This window comes from Wolbachia endosymbiont (group A) of Urophora cardui, assembly GCF_964028435.1.
In the GTDB taxonomy this organism is placed as follows: domain Bacteria; phylum Pseudomonadota; class Alphaproteobacteria; order Rickettsiales; family Anaplasmataceae; genus Wolbachia.
This window is the reverse complement of sequence record NZ_OZ034774.1, coordinates 828,175-842,277: the sequence shown is the minus strand read 5'-3', so window position 1 is coordinate 842,277 and position 14,103 is coordinate 828,175. Positions and strand designations below refer to the sequence as shown.

The window sequence follows — 14,103 nt, the reverse complement described above, 5'->3', positions numbered from 1 at the left end:
CTGATTTTTAAAATACTGTATAATGAAAATAATATGAGAAAATTTTTACTGAAGCCAAAAAAGAGTCTAGGGCAAAATTTTATTTTATCGAGTGAGATAATAAAAAGAATAGTCGTTTTAGCTGGCAATCTAGAGAATTTTAACGTCATTGAGATTGGTCCTGGATATGGTGCATTAACAAGAGAAATATTGGTGCATAATCCAAAGTCTCTACTTTCTATAGAAAAAGATAGAGATTTAGTAAAACACCATGACCAACTGCTAAATGAGCATCAAGGAAAGTATAGAATTATAGAAGCGGATGCACTGCATGTTATAGAAGAAGAGCTGATAGAGCGCCCAGTCAAAGTTATTGCTAACTTGCCTTACAATATCTCGGTAGCGTTATTTTTAAATTGGTTAAATAATATAAAATTTTTTACGAACTTGACATTAATGTTTCAAAAAGAGGTAGCAGATCGCATTACGGCAAGACCCAATTCTAAAGATTATGGTTCCTTATCAGTGCTAAGCCAGTTACTATGTGATATAAAAAAGGAATTTGATATTGAACCTAAAGAGTTTTTTCCAAGGCCAAAAGTACATTCTTCAGTAATTACAGTAAATCCTTTGCCTACCCCAAAGTTTGCAGTAAATTTGGAAACCTTAACAAGATTAACACGTGCCGTTTTTGCTCAAAGAAGAAAGATGCTGAGAAATAGCTTGCAAAATATAACGAACCACGCTGAAACTGTCCTTGAAAACGCTAAATTGAGTGGAAACGAACGTCCAGAAAACTTAACTATTGAGCAGTTTTGTTTGCTGGCAAATAATGTAGAATGCTTATTTTGCAAAAGTCCTATTGCAATTTAATTAATTGGCGTATAAGCTTTAAATAAAGCCTATGAAAAAAATGGAAGCTTGTTATTCGTTTGACGATATACTTCTTTTGCCAGCCTATTCTAATATATTGCCTTGCGATGCAGATACAAAAACTTATTTAACAAATAATATAGAACTAAATATCCCTCTCATATCCTCTGCAATGGATACTGTTACTGAATCGGGCTTTGCAATAGCTATTGCCCAACATGGAGGGATAGGTTGCATACATAAGAATTTATCAATAGATGAACAAGTTTTAGAAGTAAGAAGGGTGAAAAAATATGAAAGTTGGATCGTGTATAACCCAATTACGATTTCACCGGATAAAACAGTTGCGGAAGCAATTTCATTAATGAGAGAGCACAATTATTCTGGCATTCCTGTAGTCGATCAACTCAAGTTAGTTGGAATTTTAACTAACCGAGATGTGAGGTTTATTGAAGACCAGAACATGAATGTAAAAGTTTCCGAAGTGATGACAAAAGATAAGTTAGTGACAGTGCGGGAGCAGGGAGTGAATAGTGCCTCAGCAATGAAATTGTTGCATGAAAATAGAATAGAAAAGCTTTTGGTTGTAGATGAAAATTCTTGTTGTATAGGTTTAATTACGGTTAAAGACATTGAAAAATACAATAGATACCCAAATTCATGTAAAGACAGTAAAGGGCGGCTCAGAGTTGCCGCTGCAATTGGCACTGGTAAAAAAGATGGTATAGAAAGATGTGAAGCTTTGATCGGAGAAGAAGTTGATGTAGTTGTTGTGGATACTGCTCACGGTCATTCCGAAAACGTTATCAATACCATTAGGGAAATAAAAAAGATGTATCCTAATACGCAATTAATTGGCGGAAACATTGCAACAAAGGAGGCTGCTGAAGCGTTGATTGATGCGGGTGTTGATGCAGTGAAGGTCGGAATAGGACCAGGATCAATCTGTACAACCAGAATAGTTACAGGTGTTGGTGTGCCACAATTCTCTGCAATCAAGAATGTTGCAGAGACGTGTAGAGCAAGAAACGTCAGACTAATTGCTGATGGTGGGGTAAAATACTCAGGAGATGTTGCAAAAGCTATTGCAGCTGGTGCTGACTCTGTGATGATTGGTTCGATTTTTGCTGGCACTGACGAAAGCCCAGGTGAGATTATCATGTATAAGGGCAGAGCATATAAAGGCTATCGAGGAATGGGATCTATTAGTGCAATGAAACGAGGTTCAGCTAGCCGTTATTTTCAAGATAAAGATTCAAAACTAAAATTAGTTCCACAAGGAGTGGAAGGAAGAGTTCCATTCAAAGGTCCAGCTTCAGGAGTAATCCATCAGTTGATTGGCGGATTGCAAGCTGCAATGGGGTATACTGGTAATAGGAATATAGAAGAGATGAAAAAAAATTGTAAATTTGTTACTATTACTGCATCAGGATTAAGAGAGAGTCATGCTCATGATGTAGTCATTACACAAGAAGCTCCAAATTACGCTTATCAAGCGTCCAATTTGTCAACCGATTCAGAGTAGTGACCGTTTATTATTTTGCACCCCAGTCTTTTTCAAATATTGCTAGCCCTTGGTCAGTAAGTGGGTGATTAATTAATTGTCTAAGTACTTTTGCTGGCACAGTAATTGAATCAGCACCAAGCCTTGCAGCTTCTATTACATGTGCTGGGCTTCTCACTGATGCAACAAGAACTTTAGTATCAAAACCGTAATTAGAATATATAGTACATATATCTTCTATTAGCGATAAGCCATCATAGCTTATATCATCAAGGCGACCAACAAAGGGAGAAATAAAACAAGCACCGGCCTTAGCGGCAAGCAGTGCTTGTCCAGGAGAAAAACATAATGTGATGTTAACAGGTATTTTATGCTCTGTCCACAACTTTTTACAAGAAATTAATCCTTCATATGTAAGGGGCAATTTTACCACAACATTATCAGCGATTTTCGCTAACTTAAGGCCTTCTTTAACCATATCTGCATGGTTATTTGCAACAACTTCAACACTAACAGGCCCCTTGATAATAGAGCATATTTCACGCACTAAATCCTCGTATTTATCTTTACGCCCGGACTTTGCTATTAAAGAAGGATTAGTTGTTATGCCGTCAATGAACTCCTTTAGTTCTTTAATTTCATTTAAATCAACGCTATCAAGAAAAATTTCCATATTAATCTCCCATAAAAAAAATACCCTTGCAAAATCTTGTCATCCAAACGCCCTCCTTTGTCATCCAAGTAGCTGACACTGGGATCCATCTTTTTTTTATTATGAACATTATATGCTCCTAGAATCTATTACCCATTGCATAATTTACAAATATTTTTACACCTAGATCCCAGTGTCACGCACTGGGATGACAAAGATGAATACTGGGATGACAGGGAAGAGAATACTGAATGACAGAAAAAAAAGCACTTGGATGACAAAAGTTGGGCTACTTGGATGACAAGACCGACTTTTTGCCTAAAATAACTAAGAAAGAAATTTCTCATCAAGATAACTTAAATATATACTAATTCTCTTATTTTTAAACGATTTCTCATCATGAATTGCACGATCAAAAACCTGAATTTGACTTGTTATAATGCTACAATTATTATTTGCAACTTCTAATACGCCACTATCAATTACAACCTTCTTTTCTGTTTGGTTACTCATTTTAACAGTAATCATACCAGGCAATAAATAAATTAAGTAAGGAGCATGGTGAGCTAAAATCATAAGCTCCCCTTCGAGCCCAGTTACTGAAAGAGAAACCACTCCACTGAATGAAATTTGATCATCAGGAGAGAAAAATTGCACTTTAAAAGTATTCATAATCTTTAACTTTTATTTAGCTTCAGCTTGTATTAATTCAGCCTTTTTTATTGCTTCATCTATATTCCCCACCATATAAAAAGCAGCCTCTGGTAAGTGATCATATTTACCTTCAACAATCTCTTTAAAACTGGAAACAGTATCAGAAAGTGAAACAAATTTACCAGGCATACCAGTAAATATTTCTGCAACGTGAAAAGGTTGAGAAAGAAATTTCTGAATCTTACGAGCCCTATCAACAATAATTTTATCTTCATCAGATAGCTCATCCATACCAAGTATTGCGATAATATCCTGCAGTGATTTATAAGTTTGCAATATACGTTTCACCTCAGAAGCTACCTTATAATGTTCTTCACCAATGATTTCAGCAGATAAAGACTGAGAAGTTGAATCAAGTGGATCAACAGCAGGGTATATTCCCATTTCAGCTATTTGCCTTGACAACACTGTGGTGGCATCAAGATGAGAGAATATAGTTGCTGGGGCTGGATCAGTTAAATCGTCCGCAGGAACATATATAGCTTGCACAGAAGTAATAGAGCCAGAAGTTGTTGAAGCTATTCTTTCTTGCATTGCACCCATATCAGTTGCAAGGGTTGGCTGATAACCAACAGCTGACGGTATTCTTCCAAGTAAAGCAGAAATTTCAGAACCAGCTTGTGTAAAACGGAAGATATTATCCACAAAAAATAGAACATCTTGGTTTTCACGGTCACGAAAATACTCTGCCATAGTAAGTGCTGTTAAAGCAACTCTAGCCCTTGCTCCAGGAGGCTCATTCATCTGACCATAAACCAAAACAGCTTGAGATTTTTCATGCTCATTTATATTTATTACATTTGAAGTGATCATCTCGTGGTAAAGATCGTTACCTTCACGCGTTCTCTCCCCTACCCCGGCAAACACAGAAAATCCTTTATGAGCTTTTGCTATATTATTAATTAATTCCATTATCAGGACTGTTTTACCAACACCGGCTCCACCAAATAAGCCAATTTTTCCTCCTTTAAGATAAGGTGCAAGAAGATCTATAACTTTTATTCCCGTAACTAAAACTTCTTCCTGTATTCTCTGTTCAGTAAAACTTGGAGGTGCTCTATGTATAGGCTCTAAGTTATATTTTCCCTTCAGTGGACCACACTCATCTATAAGCTCTCCAACAACATTAAAAATCCTTCCTAAAGTTGAACGCCCAACCGGAACTGATATTGGTGCGCCTGTATCAACAAATTCATCCCCCCTTGACATGCCATCTGTGCTATCCATAGCAATACAACGAACTATATTGTCACCTATATGCTGCGAAACTTCTAAAACCAGCTCCTTATCCTTATATTTTAGTTTGCTTTTTAAAGCATTAAATATTTTAGGCAATTCACCTTCAAATTTTATATCAACAACTGCTTGAGTTACCTTAATCGCTCTACCTATATTCATCTCTTTATTTTTATCACCCAACACTATAATTCCATAAAAGAACTTCTAAAGAAAATAAATCTTATATTATTAATAGAAATTTTGCAACATTAAAACGCTTACTAGTTACGCTTCATTACAAACAATGCAAATGCATTTAATAGCCAAGTAATAATAAACAATACTAAACTAAGCGCATAAGCAGCAAGAGTTTGTACACTATTGAAATCCTGATCTCCGGTAAGTAATGTAGCGATCTGCACGGTAATGGTAGTAACTGAATTAAGAGGGTTAAAAGTCAAATTTGCGTTGATTCCCACAGCCATTAGCACAATCATTGTTTCACCTATCACTCTTGAAATTGACAATAAAATTGCACTTAAAATTGTAGGCATTGCATAAGGTATTGTTATATGCCATATAGTTTCCGCTGGAGTTGCGCCAAGTGCCATGAAGCCATAACGCAAGCTTTTTGGAACAGATCTTATGGCATCTTCGAGTAAAGAAATAATAAAAGGAAGAATCATTATCCCAATCGATAAACCGGCAACTAAGGCACTTTCTAAGTGTATACTTAAACCAAAAAAATTTGCTACCTGCTTTATAAAGAAAGACAAGAACACAACCGCAAAATATCCATATACAACCGTAGGAATAGCAGATAAAACTTGCAAAGTTGTATTAACAATATAACGCACTTTCTCACTCGCATATTCACTAATATATATTGCAGAAAATAAACCAAGCGGAACGACAACTAACATTGCTATAATAGTTATAAGTAATGTACCTACTAAAAGCGGCGCTATACCAAAATATCCTATCTTCTCTTCATTGACAGTGACTACATTGTGGCCCCATTTCAAGCAAAACAAGAATTCTGAAATAGCTACTTTATTAAAAAAATTAATGGATTGAATAAAAATAGATAGCATTATAAATAAAGTGATAAAAAATGATATGGCCAAAGCCACAAATAACGAAAGTTTTATTATCTTATTTCTTTTATTTTTAAAGATAAAAGCAAGCATGAAAAAAAGTAACGCTATAGAAATAAAAGTTACAAAACAATTATTATAGAGTACTAACAACCAAGTTAGCATCCATACACAACTAAGATATAGATAAGATTTAACCTTATTTACTTCTTGAAACCTACTAAAACAAAATAAAAGGATTAGTAGGACAGGTATGACTATCACCGAATTCATTTTCCCATGCATCAAATTTTATTCTACGAAAATGTCATACAAGTTCACCATCATTTGACAATAAAGTAAAACAATTTAAAATAAATAATTATATTAATATAAAAACAATGAAGAGAACATTTCAACCAAAAAATTTGATAAGAAAGCGCAGACATGGATTTCGTTCACGTATGGCAACAAGAGCTGGAAGAAAAATCCTTAATAGGTGCCGTTCATTAGGGTGTAACAAATTATGCGCATAGTAAGTATAAAAAAAAAGATTTTTCCTTTGCTTTCAAAAATAAGTTAGTACTCAGCAGTCTTTTTTATCGTGGGCTTTATATATCACTGTACGCCATAAAAGAAAGAGAACCTGAAAAGTACACTCATACTATTAGAGTAGGTCTGGCTATCAGTAAAAAAGCCGGAAAAGCAGCAAAAAGAAATAAAATAAAAAGGCAATTACGAATGCTTGCTAAAATTAGCATTTTAAATATAAGCAATATAGGGCACTACTACATAATACTAACTCATAGAAACATTATGCAAGCAAATTATAAAAACTTACAAAAAGATCTAACTATTTGCTTAAAAAAGATAAAATAAAAAAAAATCTCAATTAAGGTATTTACAACTATATTTTTTATGATAACATAAGTAAAATTTTTAAAATAAATTAACGGGTGTGGGTGTTTAATGGTAGAGAGTAGAAAAGAACAAGATAAAAATCTCAATATAAATACAAATAATGTTAAAGAAGATTTTTATGAATATAAAGAATCTAATTATCGTATACAATGGGAATTAGCATTTGAGCAAAGTCGATACTTAGAGCAGAATAAGAATAAGCCTAGACCACAATTATTAGATTTGAATATAGAAGCGACTTCTCGTAATAAAAGAATTATTAAAAGGCGATAAAAAGAAATTTTTATAAACTTGGCGGCGACCTACTCTCCCTTTTCAAGTACCATCAGCGCTAAAAAGTTTCACTTCCGAGTTCGAGATGAGATCGGGTGGTTCATTTTTGCTATAGCCACCAAGTCAATAAAAATTTCTAACTTAACAATTTTAACTTAATATTTAACACTGCATACACACATATAGAAAGCAAATAAATCAATCAGGCTATTAGTACTAGTTAGCTTCACATGTTACCATGCTTCCACACCTAGCCTATCAACGTGGTAGTCTTCCACGGCCTTAATTGGGAAATCTTTTTGAAGAGGGTTTCTTGCTTATATGCTTTCAGCAATTATCCCATCTATACATAGCCACCCAGCGATGCTATTGGCATAACAGCTGGTACACCAGAGGTATATCCATCTCAGTCCTCTCGTACTAGAGTCAGACCTTCTCAAATTTCCTTCACCCACGGCAGATAGAAACCGAACTGTCTCACGACGTTCTAAACCCAACTCACGTATCACTTTAATCGGCGAACAGCCGAACCCTTGGGACCTTCTTCAGCCCCAGGATGTGATGAGTCGACATCGAGGTGCCAAACGGTGTCGTCGCTATGAACGCTCGAACACCATCAGCCTGTTATCCCCGGCGTACCTTTTATCCGTTGAGCGATAACCCTTCCATACAGAATCACCGGATCACTATGACCGACTTTCGTCTCTGCTTGGCTTGTCAGCCTCGCAGTCAGGCAAGCTTATGCCATTATACTATCAAGCTGATTTCCGACCAGCTCTAGCTTACCTTCGCACGCCTCCGTTACTTTTTAGGAGGCGACCGCCCCAGTCAAACTACCCACCATACAATGTCCTAGTTCCAGATAATGAAACATAGTTAGATATCAAAAGTGTAAAGGGTGGTATCTCAAGGTTGACTCCATTATAGCTAGCGCCATAACTTCAAAGTCTCCCACCTATCCTGCACATCACACTTTTAATAGCAATGTAAAGCTATAGTAAAGGTGCACGGGGTCTCTTCGTCTAACCGCGGGTACCCCGCATCTGCACGGGGAATTCAATTTCGCTGAAGTGATGTTGGAGACAGTGGAGAAATCGTTACGCCATTCGTGCGGGTCGGAACTTACCCGACAAGGAATTTCGCTACCTTAGGACCGTCAGTGTTACGGCCGCCGTTTACTGGGGCTTCAATTTAGAGCTTGCACCCCTCCTATTAACCTTCCAGCACCGGGCAGGCGTCAGACCCTATACTTCCACTTACGTGTTTGCAGAGTCCTGTGTTTTTAGTAAACAGTCGCTACTCCCTATTTTGTGCCACCTACTCATAGTTGCCTAAAAGCAGGTTACCCTTCTTCCGAAGTTACAGGTATAATTTGCCGAGTTCCTTCAACATCATTCTTTCAACACCTTAGTATACTCTACTCATCCACCAGTGTCGGTTTGCGGTACGGCCTCATAAATATAAGTGCTATTTCCTGGAGCTTCTTTTAAGCATAGATCAATCCAATAAGATCTATACAAATACGAAACCCGTCACACTTAAGAGGTTTAGGAATATTAACCTAATTGCCATCGACTACTCCTTTACGGACTCGCCTTAGGAACCGACTAACCCTACGCAGATTAACTTAACGTAGGAACCCTTAGATTTTTGGTGAGAGTGTTTTTCACACTCTTTTACGCTACTTATGTCAGCATTCTCACTTCCGATATCTCCAGCAGTTTTCACAAACCACCTTCACAGACTTACGGAACGCTCCGCTACCGCGCCTATTGTCGAAATCAATAAGCACTCACATCTTCGGTATACAGCTTTAGCCCCGGTACATTTTCGGCGCAGAAAAACTTATTTAGACAAGTGAGCTGTTACGCTTTCTTTAAAGGATGGCTGCTTCCAAGCCAACCTCCTAGCTGTAATGGTTTTTCTACTTCCTTCCCCACTTAGCTGTAATTTTGGGACCTTAGATAGTGATCTGGGTTGTTTCCCTTTCCACCACGGACTTAGCACCCGTAGTGTGCCTGCTGTATAATTAATTGTTGGTATTCGGAGTTTAGTTAGATTTGGTAAGACGGTGAATCCCCCTAGTCTATCCAGTGCTCTACCCCCAACAACATACATACAACGCTCTACCTAAATAGATTTCGCGGAGAACCAGCTATTTCCAAGTTTGATTGGCCTTTCACCCCTAATCACAACTCATCCAATAATGTTGCAACATTAACTGGTTCGATCCTCCAGTGTGTTTTACCACACCTTCAATCTGGTCATGACTAGATCACTTGGTTTCGGGTCTAATCCATAAAACTAAAACGCCCTATTCAGACTTGCTTTCGCTACGCCTACACCTAACGGCTTAAGCTTGCTTCATAGATTAACTCGCTGACCCATTATGCAAAAGGTACGCTGTCACTCTAAATATCAATAAATTGATATAGAGCTCCAACTGTTTGTAAGCACTTGATTTCAGATTCTATTTCACTCCCCTCCCGGGGTTCTTTTCACCTTTCCCTCACGGTACTTGTTCACTATCGGTCGTTAAGGAGTATTTAGGCTTGGAGGATGGTCCCCCCATATTCAAACAGGATTTCACGTGCCCCGCTCTACTCAAGGATTTAAAAACTTTCTACTTATACAGGACTATCACCTTCTATGGTTACTATTTCCAGAGTATTCTAATTCTTATTCTTAAATCACTAGCCTTTTCCGCTTTCGCTCGTCACTACTAACAGAATCTCGGTTGATTTCTTTTCCTTTGGCTACTTAGATATTTCAGTTCACCAAGTTTGCTTTACATACTTAGTATGTAATAACTAGCCAAGCTAGTTGGGTTTCCCCATTCGGAAATCTGCGGATCAAAATTTGTTGACAATTCCCCACAGCTTATCGCAGCCTGCCACGTCCTTCATCGCCTCTTAACGCCAAGGCATCCATCAAGTGCTCTTAATAATTTATTTATCCGACTATATGCAGAATATGCAGAGTTAAATATTATTAAAATTGAATTGAGATTAAATTAATCTCTACCATAAAACTTGTCAAACATCTAAAAACTAAATTAATCTTTATATTATAACCTAATAAATAATATGTCAACGCCTTTTTGCACAAAACATTTACTTATATTATCAACAACAATATACTAGCAATCCTAAACAGTACAATCTGAGAAATATGCGGTAAACTTATATATACAGTAAAAATTAATAAAAAAGATATTTTGTAAGATAAAATGTGTTAAAATCAATTGCCTAAAAATGATAATGAACATTCGGAGTATTTCTCATGTATGAAAAGTAATCTCTCTTTTATAAAAAACGTTGCTTTAAATTGTATGTCTAAGCTCATTGGTGTATTAAATATTAAGAAAGTAAAACACTTCATTGTGAATAAATATAATACTCTTCATAAAGAAATGACAGTGCTTCTTAAAAAATCTAAGAACCTGTTAAATACCAACATTGAAATCGGTTTATATCACTTTTATAAAGGTAGCATATCAGATGCAAAGTTACGATTTTGGTTAATTAGCATATTTTACCCCCATTTACCCATAGTCTGGTATAACATCGGAAGGTGTCATTTTGCGGTAGGGAATACTAATAAAGCTTATAATTATTTAACACAGACACTAAAATTAGATAGTGATCACGAGGAGGCATCTTACTATATAAAAAAAATGACAAACTCAGCGCCTATTACAGAATTGCCAAAAAACCTCATAAGACAATATTTTGATTACACAGGTGAATATTTTGTTGAGCATTGGTTGATTGCTAAACAGTATAGAGGGCATGAACTTGTACACATGATAATTACAAAAATCTTCAACAACTCCACTTCTGAGCTCAATATACTTGACCTTGGTTGTGGGACTGGAATATGTGGTCATTTCTTGAAAATAAATAGTACTGGAAGCCACATAACAGGAATTGACATTTCAAGTAGAATGCTAAATATCGCAAGAGGATGCTTTATAAAAGGTAAGCCTGTTTACAATGAATTAATACATATGGAAATGAAAGAGTTTCTTAAACAAAAGAAAAACCAGCAGTATGATGTAATTATCTTTGCTGAAGTGCTACATTATCTACATGACTTTCAAGAAGAATTGGAATTAGCAAAAAGATCTACGAGCAAAAAAGGGGTTATTATATGTTTAATAAGAAGAAAGGAAGGTGAAGGTATTGACTTTGTAAACAAAGGAGACTATTTTCGTCACTCAGAAAGTTATGTTCAACATGTTGCAAAAAAAATAAATATGCAGATAAGTTATATGAGTTACTGTAAAATATATGGCAGTCAGGTTGACGGTATCTTGTTTGCATTACAGCATCAACAAGAAAATCCGAAAAACCTAACTTAAAAATCGCTCAAAGTGGCTTTTAAGTATCTATATATAATAAAAGAATAAAAGGAATTTTATGAATAACATTACTATTAATTACGCAAAGGATAGCAAATTAACCGATTTTGGAAAAGCAGTTCTATCAGACAGGTATTTAATAGAAAATGAAAGTTACCAAGACCTCTTTGCACGTATTGCTAATTACTATTCTGATAACAAAGAACATGCGCAGCGTCTTTATGACTACATGAGCAACTTGTGGTTCATGCCTTCAACACCAATACTCAGCAATGGTGGCACCAAGAGAGGGTTGCCTATCTCTTGCTTTCTTAATGAAACCGAAGACAGCTTGCAGGGAATAGTTGACTTATGGAATGAAAATGTTTGGCTTGCTGCACGTGGAGGAGGCATAGGTAGTTATTGGGGAAATTTACGTTCAATTGGTGAAAGTGTAAAAGGTAGTGGTAAAACATCAGGAATTGTACCATTTATTGTGGTGCAAAATGCTCTAACGCTCGCAATTAGTCAGGGATCCTTAAGGCGAGGAAGTTCAGCAGTCTATCTTCCTGTATCTCATCCGGAGATAGAAGAGTTTCTGGATTTGCGCAAGCCAACAGGCGGTGACCCAAATCGCAAAGCGTTAAATATACATCATGCTGTAATAGTAACAGATAAATTTATGCAGGCTGTTGAGAATGATCAAGAATGGAATTTAATAAGCCCTCACAACAATAAGGTTATTTCAACTGTAAAAGCGCGGGATATATGGATCAAAATATTAACAGCAAGAGTTGAAACTGGAGAACCTTACATTATTTTCCTTGATGCAACAAATAACAATAAGCCAGAATCTTACAAAAAGCTCAACTTAGACATCAAGATGTCAAATCTATGCAGTGAAATAACTTTAACTACAGGTTATGATCACCTGAATAAGTCACGCACTGCTGTGTGTTGTCTATCATCCGTAAACCTTGAGTACTACGAAGAATGGAAAGACAATAAACTCTTCATAGAAGATATAATGCGCTTTCTTGATAATGTATTGGAAGATTTCATAAATAAAGCACCGAATGAAATGCAGCGAGCAAAATATTCTGCAGCCAGAGAACGCAGTATTGGTCTTGGTGTGATGGGTTTTCATTCATTTTTACAAAGCAAAATGGTTCCTTTTGAATCAGTAATAGCACAACAATGGAATAAAAAAATATTTAAGTATTTACGTGAGCAAGCAGATATAGTTTCTAAAAAATTAGCAGAGGAAAAGGGGGCATGTCCTGATGCCAAAGAAGTTGATCTAATGGAAAGGTTTACACACAAGCTCGCTATTGCTCCAACTGCCTCAATCTCCATTATTGCAGGCAATACCTCTCCTGGAATAGAGCCATATGCAGCAAACGTATTCATACAAAAGACACTGACAGGCTCATTTGTAGTGCGAAATAAATTCTTGCAAAAACTATTAGCAGAAAAAAATCAAGACAATGATAAAATATGGTCTTCAATTTCGACAAACGAGGGTTCCGTTCAGCATTTAGATTTTCTTAGTGAGCATGAAAAATTGACATTTAAAACAGCGTACGAGCTTGATCAAAGATGGATTATAGAACATGCAAGTGATAGAACTCCGTATGTTTGTCAGTCTCAATCAGTCAATCTGTTCTTGCCTGCCAACATACACAAACGTTACTTGCATAAAATACACATGCTTGCCTGGAAAAAAGGATTGAAGAGCTTATATTACTGCAGATCACAATCAATGCAGAGAGCTGACAAGGTTTCGCATGACATATTCAAAAAAAGTGAAATATTGCAACACAAAACAGATATTAACTACGATGAATGTTTGTCATGCCAATAGTGACCTTATTCAAAAAAAGTAGAGAGAAAGTTAAGCAAATGGGTAAGGAAATATAATAGACTTCTTGCATAACCATATAACGAACTTTTCTTGGGAATAGAAACGAAAAAACTTCCTTGACAAACTCCGCCAGCCCCCTTATCATGATAGTGAAGGTATTCAGTTATCTTCATCTGTGCAGATTAAACAGCAAGAAAACAACGTAGTTGGCGTCTTATTTTTAATTTTTTGCACTATGTGCACCTTATGTCTTCACAACATTTCTGGGTTTTTACCTATATAAGCTGAAACGCGCTTATAAGTCGTTTAAGACAGTATAGTACGCCAATTTGCAGGATTAGAGAGTGACAACTAGCTAACACGGGGTTTCTTTTGCCTTTTTTTCTGCTTAGTAAATTTCTTAAACATTTGCAGCGTAGGTTAGTTGCAATTAAAAGCAGCTAAATTGCAGTGTTTAAGACTTAAAAAACGCCAAATACTGAAAATAGACAATGACTAGGGCTTCTTTTGCCTTTTTTTTCGTTTGGTAAATTTCTTAATGTTTGTAGCTAAAAGAGCCCAAGAGAGGTGTCATCCCGCTGCTTGTTAGCGGGATCTATGTTAAGAGATACCGCGAATGAATCGCGGTATGACGTAGGACTGCTGTCATCCCAGTGCTTGACACTGGGATGACAAAAAAGGGACTAC

Annotated in this window: 10 protein-coding genes, 2 rRNA genes and 1 pseudogene; 7 read left to right on the top strand and 6 right to left on the bottom strand. The window is 36.3% G+C overall.

Translation table 11 applies throughout. The annotated features are described in order from the left end of the window. The first annotated feature begins 33 nt into the window (after positions 1-33). A complete protein-coding gene (gene rsmA, locus ABWU38_RS04080; RefSeq protein WP_253309945.1) occupies positions 34-852 on the top strand; it encodes a 16S rRNA (adenine(1518)-N(6)/adenine(1519)-N(6))-dimethyltransferase RsmA in 819 nt (272 codons plus the stop codon). Positions 853-883: 31 nt separating this feature from the next. Beyond that, on the top strand, positions 884-2,377 hold the full coding sequence (gene guaB / locus ABWU38_RS04075; RefSeq protein WP_253309150.1) for an IMP dehydrogenase: 1,494 nt from the start codon (positions 884-886) through the stop codon (positions 2,375-2,377). 10 nt (positions 2,378-2,387) lie between these two features. Here guaB and fsa read toward each other — a convergent pair whose 3' ends face one another. The 4 genes from fsa to pstC all read right to left on the bottom strand — a co-directional run bounded on the left by fsa (position 2,388) and on the right by pstC (position 6,310). Then, positions 2,388-3,029 (bottom strand): fructose-6-phosphate aldolase, encoded by a 642-nt coding sequence (fsa, locus tag ABWU38_RS04070; protein ID WP_253309151.1) that lies wholly within the window; start codon positions 3,027-3,029, stop codon positions 2,388-2,390. Between the two features lie 306 nt (positions 3,030-3,335). Further along, positions 3,336-3,680: a F0F1 ATP synthase subunit epsilon gene (locus ABWU38_RS04060; protein ID WP_006279902.1), complete on the bottom strand. Its 345-nt coding sequence runs from the start codon at positions 3,678-3,680 to the stop codon at positions 3,336-3,338. Between the two features lie 12 nt (positions 3,681-3,692). Further along, entirely contained in the window at positions 3,693-5,120 is a 1,428-nt protein-coding gene (gene atpD / locus ABWU38_RS04055) for a F0F1 ATP synthase subunit beta (protein WP_353272512.1), read from the bottom strand. 101 nt (positions 5,121-5,221) lie between these two features. After that, positions 5,222-6,310: a phosphate ABC transporter permease subunit PstC gene (pstC, locus tag ABWU38_RS04050; RefSeq protein WP_353272824.1), complete on the bottom strand. Its 1,089-nt coding sequence runs from the start codon at positions 6,308-6,310 to the stop codon at positions 5,222-5,224. A gap of 107 nt (positions 6,311-6,417) precedes the next feature. On the opposite strand from pstC, the gene rpmH reads away from it, so the two are divergent. The 3 genes and pseudogenes from rpmH (at position 6,418) to ABWU38_RS04035 (ending at position 7,210) form a co-directional block, all read left to right on the top strand. Next, positions 6,418-6,552 carry a 50S ribosomal protein L34 gene (gene rpmH / locus ABWU38_RS04045; RefSeq protein WP_353272511.1) on the top strand — a complete coding sequence of 45 codons (135 nt, stop codon included), beginning with the start codon at positions 6,418-6,420 and terminating at the stop codon, positions 6,550-6,552. Between the two features lie 67 nt (positions 6,553-6,619). Beyond that, positions 6,620-6,895 (top strand): annotated as a pseudogene (gene rnpA / locus ABWU38_RS04040) (ribonuclease P protein component); the annotation flags it as partial. A gap of 90 nt (positions 6,896-6,985) precedes the next feature. Further along, a complete protein-coding gene (locus ABWU38_RS04035) occupies positions 6,986-7,210 on the top strand; it encodes a hypothetical protein (protein WP_353272510.1) in 225 nt (74 codons plus the stop codon). Positions 7,211-7,226: 16 nt separating this feature from the next. Here the strand turns inward: ABWU38_RS04035 and rrf are convergent. Both rrf and ABWU38_RS04025 read right to left on the bottom strand, forming a co-directional pair. Then, a 5S ribosomal RNA gene (gene rrf / locus ABWU38_RS04030) occupies positions 7,227-7,333 on the bottom strand. 66 nt (positions 7,334-7,399) lie between these two features. Further along, positions 7,400-10,164 (bottom strand): 23S ribosomal RNA (locus tag ABWU38_RS04025). Between the two features lie 332 nt (positions 10,165-10,496). Between ABWU38_RS04025 and ABWU38_RS04020 the strand changes: the two genes are divergently transcribed. Both ABWU38_RS04020 and ABWU38_RS04015 read left to right on the top strand, forming a co-directional pair. Next, the gene (locus ABWU38_RS04020; RefSeq protein ID WP_264329070.1) at positions 10,497-11,573 is read left to right on the top strand and encodes a methyltransferase domain-containing protein; all 1,077 of its coding nucleotides are present in this window, start codon (positions 10,497-10,499) and stop codon (positions 11,571-11,573) included. 58 nt (positions 11,574-11,631) lie between these two features. Then, on the top strand, positions 11,632-13,416 hold the full coding sequence (locus tag ABWU38_RS04015) for a ribonucleoside-diphosphate reductase subunit alpha (protein ID WP_353272509.1): 1,785 nt from the start codon (positions 11,632-11,634) through the stop codon (positions 13,414-13,416). The last annotated feature ends 687 nt before the right edge of the window (positions 13,417-14,103 follow it).